Origin of the sequence: Rhodoferax sp., assembly GCF_028688795.1 — a bacterium.
Taxonomy (GTDB): domain Bacteria; phylum Pseudomonadota; class Gammaproteobacteria; order Burkholderiales; family Burkholderiaceae_C; genus Rhodoferax.
In genome coordinates this window covers 67,135-87,805 of the sequence record NZ_JAQTXM010000023.1, presented here as the reverse complement: position 1 = coordinate 87,805, position 20,671 = coordinate 67,135, and the positions used below count along the sequence as shown (strand labels likewise).

The window sequence follows — 20,671 nt, the reverse complement described above, 5'->3', positions numbered from 1 at the left end:
GTAAGAATCAGCAGAATTATGGTGAGTTGCAACTTCCAGACATCCGAAGAAAGTCAACATCCATGCGGCTTCCACGCGAAATGCCAAATCAAACTGTTCATAACTGGGAACTGTGCATAAGGGTCTTAACCCGACACAGAAACCTGGCGATCCTTGGCAGTTACCCCACACCATTTCCGTCACGCGTCACTGTGGTTTTTGAAGCGGCGCTTAAATGGCCATGAAGCCCCAGGTGAATGTATGCACGGTCAGCCCACCATCGACGCAATCCTCGCCACGTGCGCCATCAGCGAGCGTTTGGCCACCGGCCACATGCGTTCTGGGACATCGTCGTAGACCCGGGCGACCCAGTCGTCCAAGGTGCCTTCGGGCTGCGCCTGCATGGCGGCCATCACCTTGGCCTCGCGTTGCAGGCGGTGGGTCTTGAGCCGGGTGATTGCCGCCAGGGCCTCGTCTTCAGGCCCGCCAATGACGTAGCCATGCGCGGGCAGGATGAACTTGATGGCGTGCTCGGCGCAGGCACCAGCCAGCACATCCAGCGAATTCAGGTAGTCGTTCATGTCGCCGTCAGGCGGGTCAATCACCGTGGTGCTGCCGTTCAGGATGTGGTCGCCGCTGAACAGCAAGCCGTCTTCCAGCAGCACCAGGCACACATGGTTGGCTGCGTGGCCGGGGGTGTAGATGACTTGCAGGGTGTGGCTTGTTTTATATGAAAAATCAGCCTCTAGCCCTTTTGGAGTAAGCGCAATAAGCTCTTTATTTTGTAGCACTCTGTCGGGCGTGAACGTGCTGTGGGCACGTGCTGAGGCCGCACTGGGCAGGCCCAGAATGGGCGGCGGCGCGGCACACAGGGCCTGCAGCGGCTTGGCCCCGGGGGAATGGTCGGGGTGCGAGTGCGTGCAGACAATCATGCGGATGTCGCCGCCGGCGGCGCGCCACAGTTTTTCCAGGTGCGCGTCATCGGCCGGGCCGGGGTCAATGGCGATGAAGCCGGTGTGGGGGTCGCCCACAAGGTAGCTGTTGGTGCCAGGGCCGGTCATGGCGCCGGGGTTGGGCGCGGTCAGGCGCAGCACGTTTTTCAGCAGTTGCACGGGTTGCTCACTTTGCCAGTCCAGAGGGTGAACGATCTGGCCGTCCGGGCAGACCAGTGCCAATTCACCAAACGGCGAATCGTGTTCCATGTAGCGCGCTTCGCGTCCGGCCAGCAGCCCGGCGCGCGGGCAACTGGTGAACAAGGGTTCTTCAGACACCGCGCATGCCTGCAGCACGGCGTCGACCGTGGCCAGGTCTTTCAGTCGCTCCAGCGTGCGGATGGTCGGGAAAATCATGAAAAAAGTGCCAGCCTGGTGGCGCGCCAAGGCATCACCGGGGCGCACCCACACCGGCTCGAATTGTTCGGTTTCATCCGCCACCGGCGCTTGGTCTGGCGGCACCCGGGCCACCAAAAACGGCACGTCAAAACGTTTGGGCAGGTCGCGGTCGGTGATCCAGCGGGCCAACACATGCATGTCGCTGGCGGCCAGTGTCAGGCCGCGCGCTGCGCACTGCGCAGAAAAATTGCCCTGTCGGTCCATCGCGTCAATCTCGGCTTGCGTGGCCCAGCTGCCGTCTGCATGGCGCGCCAGCAGCACGCCCAGCTCTTCAAAACTCTCACGAATCGCGGCCACGGCTTGTGTCAAGGCCTCATCATTTTGCGTGGCCCGGCGCTGGGCAATGGCGTGGCAGCAGCCGTCTGCCGCATCAATGCCACCGCCCGGAAACACGAAAGCGCCCGGCACAAAGCTGGCTTTGCTGGAGCGCCGCGTCATCAGCACCTCAAGCCCGTCGGGCGTGTCGCGCAGCAGCAGCACGGTGGCGGCGGCACGCAAAGGGGCAGGGGTGCGGGCGGGGTGAAGGAGTTGGTTGGTGCGGGGCATGGGCAAATTATGCAGGCGGGCGTATCGGCAGGGTCAACGCCAGCTCGTGTACCCGCGGGTAACAATGCCAAATAACGCTGATCTATCTCAAGGAAGAACCCATATGGACATTCAATCGCTTCAACAAACCCTGCGTGAATTCGCCGCCGCGCGAAATTGGCAGCCGTTTCACACGCCCAAAAATCTCAGCACCGCGCTGATGGTCGAATCTGCCGAACTGGCTGAAATCTTCCAGTGGATGACCCCCGAAGAATCACAGGCCGCGCACCTTGACCCCGCCACCAAGGAGCGCATCGCCGACGAGGTGGCCGATGTGCTGCTGTACCTGCTGCAAGTGGCCGACCAGTGCACTATCGACCTGCCGAGCGCCGTGGCCAGCAAGTTGGTGAAAAACGCTGTCAAGCACCCCGCCGCAGTGCCGTGTTCATCGCCGCACTTGCCTTCATCGCTCGTCAGCACTCGCGGATAATCCAAACCCATGCACATCTCCTTCACCAAAATGCAAGGCGCCGGCAACGATTTTGTGGTGCTTGATGAGACCCAAACCCGCCACAAGCTGAGCCCTGCGCAATACCGTTTTCTGGCCGACCGCCACTTTGGCGTGGGGGCCGACCAAATCCTCACGGTGCGCCCCTCGCCCGGGCCTGGCATCGATTTTTCTTATGTCATCCACAACGCAGATGGCAACGAAGTGGAGCATTGCGGCAATGGCGCACGCTGCTTCATGAGTTTTGTGCGCAGCCAGGGCCTCACTGCCAAGGACGTGGTCCGGGTGCAGACGATGAACCGGGTGCTGGAGCTGCACTGGCAGCCTGACGGCCGCGTCACCGTCGACATGGAAGCGCCAGACTTTGAGCTGGCGCATGTGCCTTTTGAACCCACTGGGCTTATGCCAAACCTGCAAAATTTATGGGAAATATGGCCTCTAGCCCTTTTAAATAAAGCGCAGATAGCTGCTATTTCAGTAGCAATTGTTTCCATGGGTAACCCCCACGCGGTGACGCTGGTGGACGATGTGGACACCGCGCCAGTTCTCACCCTTGGCCCGCAAATCCAGGCCTTGCCAGCCTTTCCGCGCGGCGTGAATGTGGGCTTCATGCAGGTGCTGGACCGCTCGCACATTCGCCTGCGCGTGTACGAGCGCGGTGCTGGCGAAACACTGGCCTGCGGCACAGGTGCCTGCGCTGCGGTCGTGGCTGGCATCCGGCTTGGTCTGCTCGATGGCACCGTAGACGTTCTTACCCACGGCGGCGTGTTGACCATTTCCTGGGCTGGCGGTGCGTCATCTGTCATGTTGACTGGCCCTGCCACCACCGTGTTTCAGGGCGCCATTGACTTGCCCGATGACCTCCCCAATTTTCTTTAACGTCTGATCCCCATGCCCCATTCAAATTTGCCCAGCGCCATCAGCAACCCCATCACCGAAGACGACATTGCCAACTACCTGGCCAACACGCCTGATTTTTTTGAGCGCCATGCCGAGTTGCTGTCTTGCGTACAACTTAGCAGCCCGCACAACCACCGTGCCATCAGCCTGCAAGAGCGCCAGGCCAGCCTGTTGCGCGAAAAAATCAAGATGCTCGAACTGCGCATCATGGACATGATCCGCAATGTGAATGACAACATGGTGCTGTCAGACAAGCTGTTGCAATGGGCGCGCACGCTGTTTTTGAACACCGACCCAGCTACTTTGCCAGAGCTGATGGCGGCCGAGCTGGCTGACCAGTTTTCGGTGCCGCAGGTTGGCATCAAGGTCTGGGGGGTTGACGCGGCCTATGCGGGCGCCTCGTTTGCGCAAGGCGTGAGCGACGACGCCAAGTCGTTTGTGTCGTCGCTGACTGAGCCGTTTTGTGGCGTCAACAGCGGCCTGGAAGCCATCAACTGGCTGCCCGACCCCAAAGCCGTCGTGTCACTGGCAATTTTGCCGCTGCGCGCCGGGCCTGTGGGCAGCACGGCGCCAGCGTTCGGCTTGCTGGTGCTGGCCTCGCCAGACTCGCAGCGTTTCACCAGCACCATGGGCACCGACTTTCTGGCCCGCGTGGCTGAGCTGGCCAGCGCCGCGTTGTCGCCTCTGCGCTAGTTTTCATCGCGTCAACACGCCTTCGCATGATCCAAAAATGTCGTCATTGCGTGGCTTGCAGTGCCCTGGTAATCCATGCCGCCTGGCGCAGCGGATGGCTTTACGTCGTTTGCCATGACGATGCGCTTCAACTGGCTCGCAGATGACCAGCGCAGATTTATCGGACATTGCTGCGCCCGACCCGCTGGTGCAGCGTTATTTGGACCATGTGCGGTTTGAGAAGCGCCTGGCCGAGCGCACGGTCACGCTGTACACGCTTGACCTCGAAAAACTCGCTGCCTATGCGGCGCAGGTCGGCGTTGGGCTGGTTGCGGTCCAACCCAGCCACATTCGCCGCTGGGTGGCGCAAATGCACAGCGGTGGCCGCAGTGGCCGCGGCATTGCCCTGATTTTGTCAGGCTGGCGCGGGTTTTACATCTGGCTCGGGCGTGAAGGTCAGGTGTCGTGCAACCCGGTGCTTGATGTGCGCGCCCCCAAAGCGGCCAAACCCTTGCCCAAAGCCTTGAGCGTGGACGAAGCGGTGCAACTGGCCAGTTTCGACCAAGCCGAGGCTCACCCCTGGCTGGAGGCGCGTGATGCGGCCATGGTCGAGTTGCTTTACGGCGGCGGCTTGCGGGTGGCTGAACTCACCGGGCTTGATGCTTTGGCCAGTGACCAGGCCCGTGGTTGGGTCGATTTGCAGGCGGCGGAGGCCCATGTGCTCGGCAAGGGCAGCAAGCGTCGCATCGTGCCGGTAGGGGCCAGAGCGGTGCTGGCGCTGCAGGCTTGGCTGCTGCTGCGTGACCAGGCGCTGCCCAAGATGCCCGGGCAACTGGTGGCGGGCGGCACGCCGCAAGCTGCGCTGTTCATCGGGCGCAACGGCACGCGGCTCACCGCCCAGTCGATCTGGCAGCGTGTGCGCCAGCGCAGCCTGCAAGCCGGCTTGGCAGCACCCGTGCACCCGCACATGTTGCGCCATTCGTTTGCCAGCCACCTGCTGCAGTCCAGCAGCGACCTGCGCGGTGTGCAAGAGTTGCTTGGCCACGCCAACATCAGCACCACGCAAATCTACACTCGGCTTGATTTTCAGCACCTGGCCAAAGCCTATGATGCAGCCCATCCCCGCGCGCACCTTAAACCCGGTGGTTCAAGTGGGTCAAAATAGCAAGCTGTGACGATTTCAACCAAGGTGACTTATGCAAAAGCAAATCATTGTGACGCTGGACAAAGGTATTGAGTTTTCTTTTCATGTGCCCGAAGGTGCGCCGCTGGCGCACGATGCGGCCCGCGCCTGGCTCGACCAGCAGTTCACTGCGCTTGACTGCGAGCCCCTGCGCGCCAGTGGCAAGGTGCTCACCGCCGACAAGATTTTGGTGGTGACGCAGGCGGCAGGCAATGCCTTGCTAAGCGATGCCAAGTGGGCGGCCGAGTACGTGGCAGCAGTCAGTGGCGCGTTGGGTAAGCCCATGATTCGTGTCGACGTGCCGTCCATGGCCATTACTTATTGAACGCCACCAGGCCGCCAACACCCTAGTTAAGTTAGTACGCAGCCAGTGGGTCAGGTTTTTGCAAAACTAACCCACTTTTGCCGTTAGAAATACCCCATGAAAATCATTCGTCTGCGCGCGGGTAAGGAGCGTTCGCTCTTGCGCCGCCATCCCTGGATTTTTGAGTCAGCCATTGCCAAAGGCGCAGCCGATGTCGGTGAAACTGTGCGCGTGGAGTCTGACGCCGGCCAATTCTTGGGTTGGGCAGCGTTCAGCCCGGCGTCCAAAATCCGCGCCCGAGTCTGGAGCTTTGATGAAGCACAGCGTGTGGATGCATCGTTTTTTATAGCTGCTTGCGATTATGCTGTAAGGGCTAGAGCCAGATTTGCTATAAATAGCAATGGCATGCGGCTGGTGCATGGTGAATCAGACGGCCTGCCGGGGCTGATCGTGGACCGCTATGGCGACACGCTGGTGGCGCAGTTCACCTCGGCAGGCGTTGAGCGCTGGAAAGAGGACATTGCCGATGCCTTGCTGGCAGCCACTGGCTTGACCAAGCTGTACGAGCGCTCAGATGCCAGCAGCCGCACCCTTGAAGGCTTGCCCGAGGCTACCGGCTGGCTGCGTGGGCAGGGCGATGTGGACCTGATCCTGCAAGAGCACGACTGGCAATTGGCCGTGAACATTGCCGAGGGCCACAAAACCGGCTTCTACCTGGACCAGCGCGACAGTCGCAAAATTTTTGCCGACTATGCCCGCCGCCTCAAGTTTCAACGGGTGTTGAATTGCTATTGCTACACCGGCGGCTTCACCGTGGCGGCGCTCACTGGCGGCGCGGCACACGTCACGTCGATTGATTCGTCTGGCCCGGCCCTGGAAAAAGCCGCGGCCAACGTGGCGCTGAACGGGTTTGAGGCGAGTCGCGCCACGTTCATGGATGCGGATGTGAATGCGTCCTTGCGCAAATTCATCGAGCAAGGCCAGACCTTTGACGCCATCGTGCTGGACCCGCCCAAATTTGCGCCCACCGTGGCGCATGCCGAACGCGCCGCCCGTGCCTACAAAGACATCAACCGCCTGGCCTTCAAGCTGCTGGCACCGGGGGGCGTGCTGTTCACCTACAGTTGTTCGGGCGGCATCAGCGTCGATCTGTTCCACAAAATCGTTGCTTCGGCCGGCTGTGACGCGGGTGTGGACGGCTTCATCCATGAGCGCATGGGTGGCGCGCCAGACCACCCCATGACCATCAATTTTCCGGAAGGCGAGTACCTGAAGGGCTTAGTGGTCATGCGCAAATAGAGCTTGTGCCGGGCTTCGTTAAACTCGCAGCCTTCCAAAAGGTCCATTCATGAGCTTAATCCCCGTCACCATCCTCACCGGTTTTCTCGGTTCCGGCAAAACCACGCTCCTGAAACGCGTGTTGTCTGAAGCCCACGGCCAGAAAATTGCCATCATTGAAAACGAGTTTGGCGAAGAAAACATCGACAACGAGATTCTGGTGACCGACTCCAAAGAGCAGATCATCCAGATGAGCAATGGCTGCATTTGCTGCACCATCCGCGAAGACCTGCGCGAAGCCCTGCAGCTGCTGGCCGCCAAAAAGCGCCAGGGCCTGCTGGCCTTTGACCGCGTGGTGATCGAAACTACTGGTGTCGCCGACCCAGGCCCGGTGGCGCAAACTTTTTTCATGGACGACGAAATTGCCGAGAGCTATTTGCTCGATTCCATTTTGACGCTGGTGGATGCCAAACACGCCAACCAGCAGCTTGACGACCGCCAGGAAGCGCGCCGCCAGGTGGGTTTTGCTGACCAAATCTTCATCAGCAAGACCGATCTGGTAACGCCCGCAGAAGTTGATGACCTGATGCACCGCCTGAGCCACATGAACCCGCGCGCGCCGCAAAAAGCCGTGCATTTTGGCGAGGTGGCCTTGAGCGAGGTGTTTGACCTGCGTGGTTTCAACCTCAACACCAAGCTCGACATTGACCCTGATTTCCTCAAGGAAGACGACCATGGTCATGACCATGCGGGTCATGACCATGCGCCCGGCGAGGCCTGCAACCACCCGGACCATGCCCACGAGCATGAGGCAGGACACGGCCACCACCATGCCCATGATGACGACGTGAAAAGCTTTGTGTTCCGCTCAGACCGTGCTTTTGATCCGGCCAAACTGGAAGATTTTCTTGGCGCCATTGTCAATATCTACGGCCCGCGCATGTTGCGTTACAAGGGTGTGCTGTACATGCAGGGCACCGAGCGCAAGGTGATTTTCCAGGGCGTGCACCAGTTGATGGGCAGTGACCTGGGACCCGCCTGGGGCAAGGACGAAAAACCTTGCAGCAAGATGGTGTTTATTGGCATTGACCTGCCCAAAGACATTTTTCTGCAGGGCATGGAGCAAAGCCTGGTGTAAGTTCACTCACCGATTGCGCACGGAGCATCACATGTTTGCCTCGTTTTTTCAGTTCATGGGGTTCTCGTCGGCGAAACCTGTACACTCGCGCCCCGACGAAGAGACCTTGCCAGTGACAGCCCCTGTGGCGTCCAAGGCGGGCAAAGTCAAAAAGGTGGAGGCAGTTGCCCCCGCGCAACCCATTCAGGAAAAGCCTGCCAGGAGGTCCCCCGTGAAAGCGCAAACCGTTAAGCCCAAAGCCAGCACCGAACCCAGTGCCGTGCTGGCCAAGCCCGTCAAGGCCAGCAAGCCCGCCGGGCCAGTCAAAGCGGTTGACAAAGCCAAAGTGGCCAAGTCAGCCGCCCCGGTGGCCAGCAAGCCTTCTGTCAAAGTGGCGGCTAAAGCCGCTGCCAAACCTGCCCCCGTGAAAAAAGTAGCGGCCAAACCCTCGCCGGCGCCTGCGCCCAAGCCGGTTTTATCCCCCTCCAAAAAGAAGACTGAAGCAGTGACCATTCAAACCCCTGTTGTTTCCAAAACTGCCGCAGTGTCGGCGCCTGTCAAACCTGCGGCGAAGTCGTCGGGCCCAGAGCTTCAAATGACCGCCTCAGGCGTGCCAGTGCGCACTGGCCGGCCATCGTCGCGGTTGGCGCAACTGACCGTGCCGTCGATGGCGCAGTCGGTGGCGTCCACCGCTGCCAAGGCCAGTTTCACCCAGATCACCGCAGTACAGCCCATCGTGCCGCCGCTGGCCTCTGCCACCAAGCGCGACCCCAAGTTGGTGAACAACTGGAAAACCAAACCGGTCACAGAGCTGACCGATGCCGAAGTCATCGCCATGTCGGACGATGACTACATGAACGACACCCAAATGGCGTTTTTTCGCGCCAAACTGGTGACCTTGAAAAATGAAATTTTGAGCAATGCCGGTGAAACCACCGAGCATTTGCGTGAAGACACCGTGGTGGTGCCTGACCCGGCCGATCGCGCCACCATTGAAGAAGAGCACGCGCTGGAGTTGCGCACCCGTGACCGCGAACGGAAATTGCTGAAGAAAATCGAGCAATCCATTGGCCGCATTGACGCGGGTGATTACGGTTACTGCGACGAAACTGGCGAGGCCATTGGTGTTGGCCGCCTGCTGGCCCGCCCGACCGCCACCTTGTCGCTGGAGGCTCAGCAGCGCCGCGAACTCAAGCAAAAAATGTTTGGGGACTGATGAATCGATTGTTTTTGTTTTGGTCTGAAAACGATGGCAACACAGGACAATAGCCCCGGCTTGTTGTCCAAGATGGCCAGGTTTGTGCGCAATCCGACCAAGGATTGGGCTGAACTGGACAAGCCGGCTGTCGCCGAGGACGCAGACCATGGCAAGGAGGCGCTCAAATTGGTCATTGAGCGCAAGCGGCACGACGACGCAATACGCAAGCGCGAGTTCAGCAAGCTGCGCAAATTGCGTCAAGCCTCACCGGTGGCCAAAGCCGAGCTGTCGCAAGGCCTGTCGTCGTTTCGCAGCACCACGGGCGACATTGACACCGACACCCATGAGCGTGCCACAACGCTCAAAAAAATTGACGAAATTGAAGCCCAGATGTCGCACCAGTGGTGGAGAGGCCGCTCCGGTGCGGTGCCGATGGGTTCTGCTGAGCCAACTGTGGCTGCGCCGACACCGGGTATGGCCGATGCCAATGCCCCCGCAGCGCAAGATTCGTTTCCAGCTACCCAGATGTCCCGCCTGTCCCCCACCACGCTAGACCCCACCACGCAGGCTGACTCTGCGGCTGGTTTCGATTTCCGGCCGACCGAACAGGGCGTTGCGCCGATGTCTCAGACGTCGGATGACTATGCAATGTCGCCGCGCAGCGCGTTTTCAATATCCAAAATGGTCTCGGTCGACATGGGACAAAACCTGTCAGACCCTGAAATGGAGGAGGCGGCCATTCGCTACGCCAACGGCGACGACGTCGGCGCCGAGGTCGCGCTGCAGGCCGCTTTGCAAATCGCTGACGCGGCACCTGAGCTGGCCGAAGGTTGGGCGGCTGCGCTGCTGGATTTGTACCGCAGCACGGGGCAACAGGCCAATTTTGAGCGCATGGCCATGGCTTATGCCCAGCGTTTTGGTCGCTCGGCACCCACTTGGTCAGATGCGCCGCCGTCCATGGCGCCCAGTCGCCCGGCGTTGTCGCCAACAGCGGCCGTTTGGCCTGTTGCTGGTGCACGCCAACATTGGGTGAGCCCGGTTGAACTTGATGATGTGGCTGTGGCTCAATTGCGCGACATGGTTTGGTCTGGCACCGTCACGTATGGGCTGGATTGGCGGTTGCTGCAACGCATGTCGGCATCGGCTGCGAAGAGTTTGGCTGAGTTGCTGGCGCGCTGGTGTGAGACACCCCTTTCCCTGCGCTTTGAGGGCGCGGCGACGCTTGCATCAGTGTTGCGCGCCCTGACCCCGCACGGCGACAAGGCGGTGCCAAAGTACCTGTGGCAACTGCGGTTTGACGCGCTTCGCCTGTTGCGGTTGCAAGATGACTATGAGCTGGCGGCGCTGGATTTTTGTGTCACTTATGAAGTTTCGCCGCCCCCATGGCGGGTGCCAATTTGTCAGGTGATGTCTGAGCCGAAAGCCCCTGCGGCTGCTTTGCCTGAACCTGTGGTTTTGCCTGAACTGGCTCAGCAACTGGTCTTGGTTGGTGACGTGACGGGGGATGTCTCTGACATTGTGGCCAGGTGGCAGCGGGTTGGTGGGGAGGACGGCCTCTGGGGGGTGTCTTGCGCGCAACTGACCCGGGTGGATTTTTCTGCGGCAGGCGGTTTGCTGAACTGGGTAGCGCACATGACGGCTGAGGGTCATCGGGTGGAGTTTCGCGAGATGCCTCGCCTGGTGGCTGCATTCTTTAACCTGATTGGCATCAATGAACACGCGCAGGTCACTGTGCGAACCAACTGAATCTCTATGGAACAATTTCACGGAACCACCATCATCAGCGTTCGGCGCAAAACACCCGAAGGCATGCAAGTGGCTATTGGTGGCGATGGCCAGGTCACATTGGGCAACATTGTGGTCAAAGGCACGGCGCGCAAAGTGCGCAAGCTCTACCACGGCAAGGTGCTGGCCGGTTTTGCGGGCGCCACGGCAGACGCCTTTACGCTGTTTGAGCGCTTTGAGGCCAAGCTGGAGAAACACCAGGGCCATTTGGTGCGCGCGGCCATTGAGCTCACCAAAGACTGGCGTACCGACCGTGTGCTGCGTCGCCTGGAGGCCATGCTGGCAGTAGCCGACCTGGACGCGTCCCTCATCATCACGGGCAACGGTGATGTACTAGAACCCGAAAACGGCATCGTGGCGATTGGCTCAGGCGGCGCCTACGCGCAAGCTGCTGCCATGGCCTTGCTCAACCACACCGACCTGTCAGCCACCGACATGGTCAAGAAATCACTGGAAATTGCGGGTGAGATTTGCATCTACACCAACATGAACCACACCATCGAATCGCTCTAACCATGTCTTCTCTTACCCCTCAAGAAATTGTTGCTGAACTCGACAAACACATCGTGGGCCAGCAGCAGGCCAAGCGCGCCGTGGCCATTGCGCTGCGCAACCGCTGGCGCCGCCAGCAGGTGGCGGCCGACTTGCGCGGTGAGATCACGCCCAAAAATATCTTGATGATTGGCCCCACAGGCGTTGGCAAGACCGAAATCGCGCGCCGACTGGCACGCCTGGCGGACGCGCCCTTCATCAAGGTGGAAGCATCCAAGTTCACCGAGGTCGGTTATGTGGGGCGCGATGTGGATTCCATCATTCGTGATCTGGCCGACATTGCCGTCAAGCAAACACGCCAGGCGGAAACCATCAAGGTGCGGGTTCGCGCTGAAGACGCGGCCGAAGACCGTGTGCTGGATATTTTGATTCCACAGCCGCGTGGCGAGTTTGGCGTGGTGACAGCTGATGAGCCGGAAAGCACGGCGCGCCAGACCTTTCGCAAAAAGCTGCGCGAAGGTCAACTCAATGACCGTGAGATCGAACTCGATGTGGCACAAACCGCACCGCAGATGGAAATCATGGGCCCGGCTGGCATGGAAGAAATGACCGAGCAACTGCGCGGCATGTTTGGCCAGATCAACCAGAATAAAACGCAAAAACGGAAACTCAAAATCTCCGAAGCGCTCAAGCTGCTGGCTGATGAAGAAGCCAGCAAGTTGGTGAACGAAGACGACATCAAGACCCAGGCGCTGCAGATGTTGGAGCAAAACGGCATTGTTTTCATTGATGAAATTGACAAGGTCACTTCTCGCTCAGAAGGCAATGGGGCCGAAGTGTCGCGCCAGGGCGTGCAGCGCGACCTGCTGCCACTGGTCGAGGGCACCACCGTGTCCACCAAATATGGCATGGTCAAAACCGACCATGTCTTGTTCATCGCGTCTGGCGCCTTCCATTTGAGCAAACCCAGCGATCTGATTCCTGAGCTGCAGGGTAGGTTTCCGATTCGGGTGGAATTGCAGTCGCTCTCGGTCGATGATTTTGTGGCGATCCTGACGCAAACCACCGCTTCACTGGTCAAGCAATACCAGGCACTGCTGGCCACCGAGCAGGTCACGGTGACGTTCAGTGACGAGGGCATTACCCGGCTGGCGCAAATTGCCTTTGATGTCAATGAACGCACCGAAAACATCGGCGCCCGCCGCTTGTCGACGGTGATGGAACGCCTGCTGGATGAAGTCAGCTTTGGCGCCACCAACCTCAGTGGTCAAACGGTGAACGTAGACGCGGCCTATGTTGAAGCGCGTCTGGCAGAGCTCAGCAAGAACGAAGATTTGAGTCGCTACATCTTGTAGCCCAAACGCGCACGGCCGGCTTGGGGCGCATGGGTGGCCTCAACGCCACTGGTCATTTCGCACGCTTTCGGTGACATCCGGTATCTTCAAGAATCACTTTCAGTGCGTGCGCTAAGTGCTTAATCTAGAACGATTTTGTGCTTTTTTGACTTTCAGAACATCGTCTAAGTCATTGATTTCATTGTAAAAATTTGTTGTAAGCCCGTTTGCAGAGGCTGCTTTTGCTGATACAGTGCAAAAAAGTGCAATTTAGTGGTGAATTGTGCTTTTTCTTCACCGTTATTCGGTTGTTCCATTCATTTAGGGTTTCCAGTCGTGTTTCAAGGGGCTTCCTCATTAAGTCTTGACGCAAAGGGTCGGCTGTCAGTGCCAACCCGGCATCGTGACGTCTTGAGCGCGACGGCAAACGGCCAGCTCACCATCACCAAACACCCGCATGGTTGCCTGATGATTTTCCCGCGCCCCGAGTGGGAGAAGTTTCGGGAACGCATTGGCTCACTGCCCATGTCGGCTCAATGGTGGAAGCGGATTTTTCTGGGCAATGCGATGGATGTCGAGATGGATGGCACGGGTCGCGTTTTGATTTCACCCGAGCTGCGTGCGGCAGCCGGCATCACCAAAGAGTCGGTGTTGTTGGGTATGGGCAATTCTTTTGAGCTGTGGGACAAAGCCACTTACGAGGCTGAAGAAGCCAAAGCGATGCAGGGCGACATGCCTGACGTCTTCAAGGACTTCTCTTTCTGAAGGTCGGCAGTGGAAGCCACATGGACACACACCACGGTATTGTTAAGCGAGGCGGTCGACGCTTTGCTGGGTGCAGCCGAGCCTGGACAGCCGCCTGCTGCCCCTTTATTACCTGATTTAGCGCCAGATTCCGGACCGGTTTTTGTCGATGCCACGTTTGGTCGGGGTGGCCACAGTCGGCTGATTTTGTCCAAGTTGCCCACCGCTGCGCGCTTGATCGCCTTTGACAAAGACTTGGACGCGCTGGCCGAGGCGGCCACCATCACCGATGCGCGGTTTTCCATCAGGCACCAAGGATTTAGCCATCTCGGCGAGTTGCCTGCAGGCAGTGTGGCCGGTGTGCTGCTTGACCTCGGCATCAGTTCCCCGCAGGTAGACAACCCGGCGCGGGGTTTCAGTTTCAGGTTTGAAGGTCCTCTGGACATGCGCATGGACACCACCCGGGGTACTTCGGTAGCCGAGTGGCTGGCGGATGCCGAAGTGGGGCAAATTGCGGAGGTGATACGTGAATATGGCGAAGAACGGTTTGCTGGCCCCATTGCAAAGGCGATTGTTGCGCGCCGACAGGCTCGGGGCCCCCTTTCAACCACCACTGAATTGGCCCAGCTCGTGGCTGACACGGTCAAAACCCGCGAGTCGGGCCAGAACCCTGCAACGCGCACATTTCAGGCTTTTCGGATTTTCATCAATGCCGAGCTTGAAGAGCTGCAACAGGCGCTAGAAGCATCTTTGCGGGTGCTGCAACCGGGCGGACGGTTGGTGGTGATCAGTTTTCACTCGCTGGAAGATCGCATCGTCAAGCAATTCATTGCCAAACATGCCAAAGAGGTGTTTGACCGGCGCGCGCCATTTGCTGCGCCGCATGTGATGCAATTTAACGCACTGGCGCGCATCAAGCCTAGTGCGGCAGAAGTGGCGGCCAACCCACGCTCACGCAGTGCCATCATGCGCGTGGCTGAGCGCACTGCGGCGGCTGTACCGGGTGCGCATTCATGATGCGGCTGAATCTGGTGTTGTTGCTGGGCGTGGTGCTCAGTGGCTTGTATCTGGTGAATGTGCAGTACGAGTCGCGGCGTTTGTACGCCGAGCTCGATCGCACCAAGTCACAGGCGCACCGCTTAGAGGCCGAAAACGAACGCCTGCAGGTGGAAAAGCGTGCGCAGGCCACGTCGGCACGGGTTGAGAAAATTGCCAAGGCGCAACTGCAAATGCGCGCTGCCACACCCGGCATCACCACCTACGTGGCGTATCCGCCATCTGCGGATCTCAGCCCTTCCGCGCAGACCAAGCGTGACGCCACTGCCGTGCAAGGGCGCCTGCCATGAGCCGTAGCATTGCCTACACCTCCAGTCCCTTGCTGGCCAGCCCGACACCACTGTGGCGCAGTAAATTCATTGTGATGGCCATTGCCCTGGGGTTCGCTGGCCTGGTGGGGCGGGCGGTCTACATCCAGGTGATTGAAAACGCATTCTTCCAGCGACAAGGTGAAGTGCGCTTTGCCCGCACCTTGGCGCTGCCCGCCAACCGTGGTCGCATTCTGGACCGCAATGGTGTGGTGCTGGCGTCGAGCATTCCGGTGCCCAGCATCTGGGCCATTCCAGAAGACGTTCCGCGTGATCCGTCCGGGCTGAAAAAGCTGGCCAAGTTGCTCGACATGCCGCTGGCCGAACTGAACAAAAAGCTAGAAGACGAGGACAAAACCTTTGTCTGGCTGAAACGCCAGGTCGACGAGTCGGTGGGCAATGACATCACGGCGCTGGGCCTCAAAGGCATTTACCAGCGCAAGGAATACAAGCGCCAGTACCCTGAAGGTGAAGCCGCTGCCCACGTTGTGGGCTTTACCAATGTGGAAGACAAGGGCCAGGAAGGCATTGAGCTCACATTTAACAAAGACTTGGGTGGCAAAAACGGCTCGCGTCGCGTCATCAAGGACCGCATGGGCCGAGTAGTCGAAGACGTGGGCGAGCAAATTGCGCCGGTGGATGGCCGTGACCTGCAACTCAGCATAGACAGCAAGGTGCAGTTTTTTGCTTTTCAGGCCTTGAAAGAAGCCGTGATCAAGCACAAGGCCAAGGCTGGCGGCATTGTGGTGCTGGATGTGAAGACGGGTGAGGTGCTGGCACTGGCCAACTACCCCAGCTACACGCCTGGAAAACGACAAAACCTCAGCGGTGAGCAGCTGCGCAACCGCACTCTGACCGACAGTTTCGAGCCTGGCTCGACCATGAAGCCTTTTGTCATTGGGCTCTCGCTCAACACTGGGCGGATCACGCCTGAGACCCCGATCCAGACGGCACCTGGCCGCCTGACCATTGGCAGTGCCACCATCAGTGACTCACATGCGCATGGGGTGCTCACCGTCAATGAGGTGATCCAGAAATCCAGCAACGTGGGTACCGCCAAAATTGCCCTGCAAATGCCTGCGCGCGAAATGTGGGAGATGTACAGCAGCGTTGGTTTTGGCCAGAAGCCGCAGGTGCCGTTTCCTGGGGCGGTGAGTGGTCGGCTGCGTCCTTACAAGGGCTGGCGGCCGATCGAGCAGGCCACCATGAGTTATGGCTATGGGTTGTCCGTCAGCTTAATGCAGCTGGCTCACGCCTACACCATTTTTGGCCGCGAGGGCGACTTGGTGCCGCTGTCCATGCTCAAGGTGTCAGCCCCGGCCGCGGGCCAGCCAGTGTTCAGCAGCAAGGTGGCGCACGACGTACGCAACATGCTTCACATGGTGGTAGGCCCCGGTGGCACCGCCCAAAAGGCACAAACCATGGGCTACTCGGTGGGCGGCAAAACCGGCACGGCCAACAAACAGGAAGGCCGCGGTTATGCCGCCAAGAAATACCGCGGTGTGTTCGCTGGCTTGGCGCCCATCGACGCGCCACGCATCTCTGTGGCGGTGATGATTGATGAGCCCACCAATGGCCAGTATTACGGCGGCGACGTGGCCGCACCCGTGTTCAGCCAGGCGGTGCAGCAAACCCTGCGCGTGCTCGGGGTGGCTCCAGACATGTCGGTCAAGCCACAAATCGTGACTGACGCGACGGAAGAAAGCTTCTGATGCTTGCGCAACACCACACCCCTGTTCAAGCTGTCGCTTGGCTGCGCACCCTTGTTACGGGCCGCTTGTGCACCGACAGCCGCCAGATTCAGCCGGGCGACGGCTTTTTGGCCTGGCCCGGCGCTGCCACCGATGCGCGCACCCATGTGGCCGCCGCGCTGGCAGCGGGTGCCAGCGCTTGCTTGGTGGAGCACAGCGGCGTAGACACTTTTGGACTGTCAGATGCACGCATTGCCACTTATCTGAACCTGAAGGCTGCCAGCGGGCTGGTGGCCAGCGTCTGGTTTGGTGAGCCCAGTGCCCGCCTGGCGGTGCTCGCGGTGACCGGCACCAACGGCAAAACGTCCAGCACCTGGTGGCTGGCGCAAGCGCTCTCAAATTTGAAGCAGGCGACACCCATGCCATGCGGGGTAGTGGGTACTTTGGGCGTTGGGGTGCCGCCCAACTTGGTGACCACTGGCCTGACCACGCCCGATCCGGTGGCCTTGCAGGCAGCCTTTGCCGACTTTGCCACGCACGGGCTGACCGCTTGCGCCATCGAGGCTTCTTCTATTGGCATTGAAGAACACCGCCTTGCCGGCACCCACATTCACACCGCCGTGCTGACCAATGTGACGCAAGACCACTTGGATTACCACGGTGACATGGCCGCCTACGCAGCCGCCAAGGCAAAGCTGTTCACCTGGCCGGGCTTGCGCGGCGCGGTCATCAATGTGGATGGCCCCTATGGGTTGGCCCTGGCAACCGAGCTGCAGCACGCGTCATCGACACTCGATGTGTGGACGGTGTCAATGGCCGCAGGCCAAGCCAATCCGGCACGCCTGCAGGCGCGAGACATTTGCTACGAGGCGCAAGGCGTGGCATTTACCGTGGTGGAAGGCACACAGCGCATGTCGTTGGCCACGCAATTGATTGGTGCCTACAACATTGCCAATGTGCTGGGCGTGATAGCCGCCATGCGCACCCTAGCTGTGCCGCTGGATGCCGCGGTGGCTGCCTGCCAGGACTTGACGCCGGTGCCTGGTCGCATGGAATGTGTAAGTGCCATGGGCAAGCCCTTGGTGGCTGTGGATTACGCGCACACCCCGGATGCCCTGGCCAAGGCGCTGGATGCCCTTCGCCCTTTGGTGCAGGCGCGCGGCGGGCAACTCTGGTGCGTGTTTGGCTGTGGCGGTGACCGTGACACCACCAAGCGGCCCTTGATGGGCGCGGTAGCGGGCGCGCATGCTGACCGCGTGGTGGTCACCAGCGACAACCCGCGCAGTGAAGCACCTGATGCCATCATCAGCCAGATTTTGTTGGGCCTGGCAGGGGCAGCTGGCGTTCAGGTCGAGCCAGACCGGGCCCGCGCCATTGCGCAAACCCTGGCCCAAGCGGCCACGGATGATGTGGTGCTGCTGGCCGGCAAAGGACATGAGGACTACCAGGAAATCTGCGGCAAACGACTGCCGTTCTCTGACTTGGCGCAAGTCAAGCAGGTGCTGGCTCAGTGGTCGCTAGAAGCGCCGAGTTCGGTCGCCTTGCAAGTGACCCAATCTGCGAAAGATGCTGGTTTTGGTGACGCTGAATTGCCGCACGCTGCCACGCATGGGCAGATGAGCTTGTTGCAGGCCGCGCAGTGGCTGGCACTGCCAGTGACTGGCATGGACACGGCTGACAGCGCCAACACCACCTTTGCCCGCGTGCACACCGACACCCGCTCCATTGAGCCGGGTGACCTGTTTGTGGCGCTGCGCGGTGAGCGCTTTGATGCCAATGACTTCCTGGCTGAAGCACGGCAAAAAGGCGCTGTGGCAGCCATTTGCCAAGGAGACAACGCAGCAGCCAAGCTGGCGCAGGCTAATCTGCCGGGGCTGGTGGTGCCCGATGCCAAACTGGCGTTGGCCCAGCTGGCCACTCACTGGCGCGCCCAGTTCACGCTGCCAGTGATTGCGGTGACCGGCTCCAACGGTAAAACTACCGTGACACAAATGATTGGCAGCATCTTGCGTGCCTGGCAGGGCAACGCCAGCCTGGCCACCCAGGGTAATTTGAACAACGACATTGGTGTGCCGCTCACGGTGTTGCGCTTGCGCCCCGAGCACCGCGTGGCGGTGGTCGAGCTGGGCATGAACCACCCCGGCGAGATTGCTGGCTTGGCTGCCATTGCCCAACCCACCGTGGCGCTGGTCAACAACGCCCAGCGCGAACACCTTGAATTCATGGCCACAGTAGAGGCCGTGGCGCAAGAAAACGGTGCTGTGATTGACGCGCTGTCAGCCGATGGCGTGGCTGTGTTTCCGGCGGATGATGTCTACAGCGGGCTGTGGGCTGACTTGGCGGGCGCCCGTGCGAGCCTGTGTTTCAGCGCTGGCGTGCCAGCTGGCGTGTACGCCACAAAAGCCGTTTGGTCGGGTGCGGCCTGGCAGGTCAGTGCCATGACGCCAGCAGGCATGCTGCAGTTCGGCTTGCACATTGCCGGCGCGCACAACGTCAAGAATTCACTGGCAGCCGTGGCTTGTGCCTTGGCGGCAGGCGTGCCGCTGCCGGCGATTGCCGTCGGCTTGGAAGCCTTTGAGCCGGTCAAGGGCCGCTCACGTGCATTGCTGGTCAAGGTCAACGGGCGTGCCATCACGCTGGTCGATGACACCTACAACGCTAACCCTGATTCGGTGCGCGCCGCCATCGAGGTGCTGGCTGCCTTGCCGGCGCCGCGCCTGCTGGTGCTGGGCGACATGGGTGAAGTAGGCAACCACGGTCCCGAATTTCATGCCGAGGCCTTGCAGTTTGCCATTGAAAAAAATATAGAAAAAGTGCTTGTAACCGGCGCAGCATCTGCGCAAGCAGCTATGAAATTTAAAAAAATTGAAAGCTACGCCAGCATGGCTGATTTACAAACCGAGGTGTTGGCCGCGCTGCCCCATATGGCCAGCGTGCTGGTCAAGGGCTCGCGTTTCATGAAGATGGAACAGGTGGTGCAGCAGATTTGCGCCGCTGCTGATGTGTCCGACAAGGGAGCTCCCGCATGCTGATCTGGCTTACCCAATGGCTGCAAAGCATGTACCCGGACATGGGTTTCTTGCGTGTTTTTCAGTACCAGACGTTCCGCGCCGTGATGGCCGCCTTGACCGCTCTTTTGATGGGCCTGGCCGCCGGCCCGTATGTGATTCGCCGTCTGGCCGAACTCAAGATTGGCCAGCCGATTCGTGGTTACGGCATGGAGTCGCACCATGTCAAAAGCGGCACCCCGACCATGGGCGGTGTACTGATTTTGCTGTGTATTGCCATCTCGACCCTGCTGTGGTTTGACTGGAGCAACCGGTTTGTCTGGATCGTGCTGCTGGTGACCTTGGGCTTTGGCGCCATTGGCTGGTCAGATGACTGGCGCAAGGTGGTCAACAAGGACCCCGAGGGCATGCCCTCGCGTGAAAAATACCTGTGGCAGTCGCTGATTGGCCTGGTGGCGGCGCTCTACCTGGTGTTCAGCATTTCGGAGAACACCAACTACCGCGTGCTGGAGCTGTTTTTCACCTGGGTGCAGTCGGGCTTTGATTTGAGCCTGCCACCCAAGGCGGGGCTGATGGTGCCGTTTTTCAAGGAAATCAGCTACCCGCTGGGCGTGCTGGGTTTCGTGATTCTGTCGTACCTGGTCATCGTTGGTTCCAGCAATGCAGTGAACCTGACTGACGGGCTGGACGGCTTGGCCATCATGCCGGTGGTGATGGTGGGTGCCTGTCTGGGCGTGTTTGCCTATGTCACCGGCAACACGGTGTTCGCCCGCTACCTGTTTTTGCCGCACATTGCCGGCGCTGGCGAGCTGATGATTTTCTGCGCGGCCATGGGCGGTGCGGGTCTGGCATTTTTGTGGTTCAACACCCACCCGGCCCAGGTCTTCATGGGTGACGTGGGTGCACTGGCGCTGGGGGCCGCTCTGGGCACCATCGCCGTGATCGTGCGCCAGGAAATTGTGCTGGCCATCATGGGTGGTGTGTTTGTGGCTGAAGCCCTGTCGGTGATGATGCAGGTGGTGTATTTCAAATACACCAAAAAGCGCTTTGGCACGGGTCGGCGTATTTTGAAGATGGCCCCGTTGCACCACCATTTCGAGAAAAGTGGCTGGAAAGAAACGCAGGTGGTGGTGCGCTTCTGGATCATCACCATGCTGTTGTGCCTGGTGGGCTTGTCAACCTTGAAGCTGAGGTAGCC

At 59.8% G+C, this 20,671-nt stretch carries 19 protein-coding genes; 18 read left to right on the top strand and 1 reads right to left on the bottom strand.

The annotated features are described in order from the left end of the window. Positions 1-224, top strand: a 224-nt coding sequence (locus PHQ58_RS16510) for a hypothetical protein (RefSeq protein ID WP_300112846.1), incomplete at its 5' end; no start/stop codon positions are given. A 24-nt stretch (positions 225-248) separates the two neighbouring features. Here PHQ58_RS16510 and PHQ58_RS16505 read toward each other — a convergent pair. Next, positions 249-1,916 carry an MBL fold metallo-hydrolase gene (locus tag PHQ58_RS16505; RefSeq protein WP_300112843.1) on the bottom strand — a complete coding sequence of 556 codons (1,668 nt, stop codon included), beginning with the start codon at positions 1,914-1,916 and terminating at the stop codon, positions 249-251. A 103-nt stretch (positions 1,917-2,019) separates the two neighbouring features. Between PHQ58_RS16505 and PHQ58_RS16500 the strand changes: the two genes are divergently transcribed. From PHQ58_RS16500 to mraY, 17 genes are all read left to right on the top strand, one after another. Further along, positions 2,020-2,385 carry a nucleotide pyrophosphohydrolase gene (locus PHQ58_RS16500; protein WP_300112840.1) on the top strand — a complete coding sequence of 122 codons (366 nt, stop codon included), beginning with the start codon at positions 2,020-2,022 and terminating at the stop codon, positions 2,383-2,385. A gap of 9 nt (positions 2,386-2,394) precedes the next feature. Next, the gene (dapF, locus tag PHQ58_RS16495) at positions 2,395-3,282 is read left to right on the top strand and encodes a diaminopimelate epimerase (protein WP_300112837.1); all 888 of its coding nucleotides are present in this window, start codon (positions 2,395-2,397) and stop codon (positions 3,280-3,282) included. 12 nt (positions 3,283-3,294) lie between these two features. Further along, positions 3,295-3,996 (top strand): DUF484 family protein, encoded by a 702-nt coding sequence (locus PHQ58_RS16490; RefSeq protein WP_300112834.1) that lies wholly within the window; start codon positions 3,295-3,297, stop codon positions 3,994-3,996. 142 nt (positions 3,997-4,138) lie between these two features. Beyond that, complete coding sequence (locus PHQ58_RS16485; RefSeq protein WP_300112831.1) at positions 4,139-5,140, top strand: tyrosine recombinase XerC; 1,002 nt, start codon at positions 4,139-4,141, stop codon at positions 5,138-5,140. 31 nt (positions 5,141-5,171) lie between these two features. Continuing rightward, positions 5,172-5,483, top strand: coding sequence for a hypothetical protein (locus tag PHQ58_RS16480; RefSeq protein ID WP_300112828.1), 312 nt, complete (start codon positions 5,172-5,174; stop codon positions 5,481-5,483). A 96-nt stretch (positions 5,484-5,579) separates the two neighbouring features. Next, positions 5,580-6,761 (top strand): class I SAM-dependent rRNA methyltransferase, encoded by a 1,182-nt coding sequence (locus tag PHQ58_RS16475; protein ID WP_300112825.1) that lies wholly within the window; start codon positions 5,580-5,582, stop codon positions 6,759-6,761. Positions 6,762-6,810: 49 nt separating this feature from the next. Beyond that, positions 6,811-7,878, top strand: a complete 1,068-nt coding sequence (locus PHQ58_RS16470) for a GTP-binding protein (protein ID WP_300112823.1) — start codon at positions 6,811-6,813, stop codon at positions 7,876-7,878. A 211-nt stretch (positions 7,879-8,089) separates the two neighbouring features. After that, entirely contained in the window at positions 8,090-9,073 is a 984-nt protein-coding gene (gene dksA, locus PHQ58_RS16465) for an RNA polymerase-binding protein DksA (RefSeq protein ID WP_367187333.1), read from the top strand. A gap of 33 nt (positions 9,074-9,106) precedes the next feature. Then, a complete protein-coding gene (locus PHQ58_RS16460; RefSeq protein ID WP_300112820.1) occupies positions 9,107-10,801 on the top strand; it encodes an STAS domain-containing protein in 1,695 nt (564 codons plus the stop codon). Positions 10,802-10,807: 6 nt separating this feature from the next. After that, positions 10,808-11,353, top strand: a complete 546-nt coding sequence (gene hslV, locus PHQ58_RS16455) for an ATP-dependent protease subunit HslV (protein WP_300112816.1) — start codon at positions 10,808-10,810, stop codon at positions 11,351-11,353. Between the two features lie 2 nt (positions 11,354-11,355). Continuing rightward, positions 11,356-12,687: an ATP-dependent protease ATPase subunit HslU gene (gene hslU, locus PHQ58_RS16450; RefSeq protein ID WP_300112814.1), complete on the top strand. Its 1,332-nt coding sequence runs from the start codon at positions 11,356-11,358 to the stop codon at positions 12,685-12,687. Between the two features lie 315 nt (positions 12,688-13,002). Further along, entirely contained in the window at positions 13,003-13,431 is a 429-nt protein-coding gene (gene mraZ / locus PHQ58_RS16445; RefSeq protein ID WP_300112811.1) for a division/cell wall cluster transcriptional repressor MraZ, read from the top strand. A gap of 9 nt (positions 13,432-13,440) precedes the next feature. Next, positions 13,441-14,427, top strand: a complete 987-nt coding sequence (gene rsmH / locus PHQ58_RS16440) for a 16S rRNA (cytosine(1402)-N(4))-methyltransferase RsmH (protein ID WP_300112808.1) — start codon at positions 13,441-13,443, stop codon at positions 14,425-14,427. Continuing rightward, entirely contained in the window at positions 14,424-14,756 is a 333-nt protein-coding gene (gene ftsL, locus PHQ58_RS16435) for a cell division protein FtsL (RefSeq protein ID WP_300112805.1), read from the top strand. The genes rsmH and ftsL overlap by 4 nt, the downstream gene beginning before the upstream one ends. After that, a complete protein-coding gene (locus PHQ58_RS16430) occupies positions 14,753-16,486 on the top strand; it encodes a penicillin-binding protein 2 (protein ID WP_300112802.1) in 1,734 nt (577 codons plus the stop codon). Before ftsL ends, PHQ58_RS16430 begins: the two co-directional genes overlap by 4 nt. After that, on the top strand, positions 16,486-19,497 hold the full coding sequence (murF, locus tag PHQ58_RS16425; protein ID WP_300112799.1) for a bifunctional UDP-N-acetylmuramoyl-L-alanyl-D-glutamate--2,6-diaminopimelate ligase MurE/UDP-N-acetylmuramoyl-tripeptide--D-alanyl-D-alanine ligase MurF: 3,012 nt from the start codon (positions 16,486-16,488) through the stop codon (positions 19,495-19,497). Before PHQ58_RS16430 ends, murF begins: the two co-directional genes overlap by 1 nt. Continuing rightward, the gene (mraY, locus tag PHQ58_RS16420) at positions 19,491-20,669 is read left to right on the top strand and encodes a phospho-N-acetylmuramoyl-pentapeptide-transferase (protein WP_300112796.1); all 1,179 of its coding nucleotides are present in this window, start codon (positions 19,491-19,493) and stop codon (positions 20,667-20,669) included. The genes murF and mraY overlap by 7 nt, the downstream gene beginning before the upstream one ends. Positions 20,670-20,671 lie beyond the last annotated feature (2 nt).